General features: G+C 53.1%; 2 protein-coding genes. Both read left to right on the forward strand.

Going from position 1 to position 1,526, the window contains the following annotated elements; all coding sequences use genetic code 11:
* Positions 1 to 304 precede the first annotated feature (304 nt).
* A complete protein-coding gene (locus K1V27_RS22445; protein ID WP_258932517.1) occupies positions 305 to 751 on the forward strand; it encodes a hypothetical protein in 447 nt (148 codons plus the stop codon).
* Between the two features lie 440 nt (positions 752 to 1,191).
* Positions 1,192 to 1,461 carry a hypothetical protein gene (locus K1V27_RS22450; RefSeq protein WP_258932518.1) on the forward strand — a complete coding sequence of 90 codons (270 nt, stop codon included), beginning with the start codon at positions 1,192 to 1,194 and terminating at the stop codon, positions 1,459 to 1,461.
* Positions 1,462 to 1,526 lie beyond the last annotated feature (65 nt).

A 1,526-nucleotide genomic window follows, 5' to 3' on the forward strand; every position in this document is an offset into this window, starting at 1 on the left:
TACATAGCTATGCCGAACAAAGGGCTCAAGCGGACCCGAACCACGCCGGGCGCAGTTTCGGTGCTTTCTTCAAAATCTTTGGCGGCGTGTTTCGGTCCGCTTAGCCCTGCCGTTAGCATGCGCCGTAAGCATCAGCAGTGAGCCGTGGGCGAGGATAGTTCATGATCGTTGGTTCAGATTGCGCCACCTCCCAAACGGACAGCGGGACTTTCGGTGCTGAGCAAACGCTGTGGATCGTGCCGGAGCGCAGCTCCAAGAATCGGAGGACAAGAGAGGATTCAAAGGAAAGGAGGAAGAACCGCCGATGAGGAAAGTAGATTTAAAGTTTTTGGTGCTCGCGGTGATCGTCATCTTTTTGGGCGGATGTCAGACCACGGGTTCCACCAACGCCGTAACAAGCACGGGCGATGCAGCACCGGCTTTGTGCAAGGTCATTGCTGAGCCAAATCCAATTCTTATAGGGGAATACACCTGTGTTGTCACAGGCACAAATTCCAGGGGAGTTCACTTTTCCAACCCGGTTTCCTATAGGTTGGAGAAGCTTTCGAACAACAGCGGATACTCGCTGTATTACTCGTTCAAGCCTGCACGAGGATCGAGCCTGGTGGGATATCAGGATGCGACCATTAATGGCAATACTATGAGCTTCAAGGCGCCGAGCGGTCGCACAATCCAGTTCGTTGCAGAGGGAAGTACAGTTTACTTTGTGTCTCCCACTTCTGGAGAGAAATTCACAATGACTCGTAAGTAGTTCCCTCTGATGGCACTGTTGGGCTGACCTGGTACGATCCACAACCTTTTTTCGTTCGGTCGGCTGATACAGGCAGATTCAGAAGGTAGGCCATATGCCATATGTTCAGTCAAATGGCCACAGCGATCACGAGCGTGTTGAACAGGAGACCAAGGGAGCCCCAAATCACGCTGGACGCATCTTGTGACACTCTCCGAAGCTCGCCGGTTGCGTGGTCCGAGTCGCTTAGCCCCATTTGGCCTGCACAGGAGTGCGTAGCACGTGCCAGGAGGACACTTACTCTTCGGGCTATGAGTTGCTTTGGTGCTGGTGAAGTGATATTTGTCAGATTAACGAAGCCTGCCAGCGACCGCACCAAAAAGTCGCCCCAGCGGGCTTGCTTTTAGTGAGCGGCAACAGGCATTGCCGAGGGGAGTAACCAACTGTATTGGGAGACAGCGATGATACTTCAAGAGTTGGTCATCGAGATGAAGCTCATCGAGCGGAGATTAACGCTCTACGAAGAAAAATACGGCGTTTTGAGCGAGGATTTCTACGCCGCTCTGATGGCTGGCAAACTCACTCGCTACGATGAGTACGACGAAACCCGCTCTGACTTCAGCCGTTGGAAAGGCATCTACGAGACCTGGGTTCGGCGCAAGCAAGCCTATACCGAGCAACTCCAACAGCGTGAATTGACCGAAGCCATGCGTATCCAGCCGGCGTATTGATCATGAGCGACAACCCGCTCAAGTCGTTGGCCGACTACAGTCACTTTGTCGCCGAAACGCTTAAC

Source organism: Desulfoferrobacter suflitae, from assembly GCF_022603395.1.
Taxonomy (GTDB): Bacteria; Desulfobacterota; Syntrophobacteria; order Syntrophobacterales; family Syntrophobacteraceae; genus Desulfoferrobacter; species Desulfoferrobacter suflitae.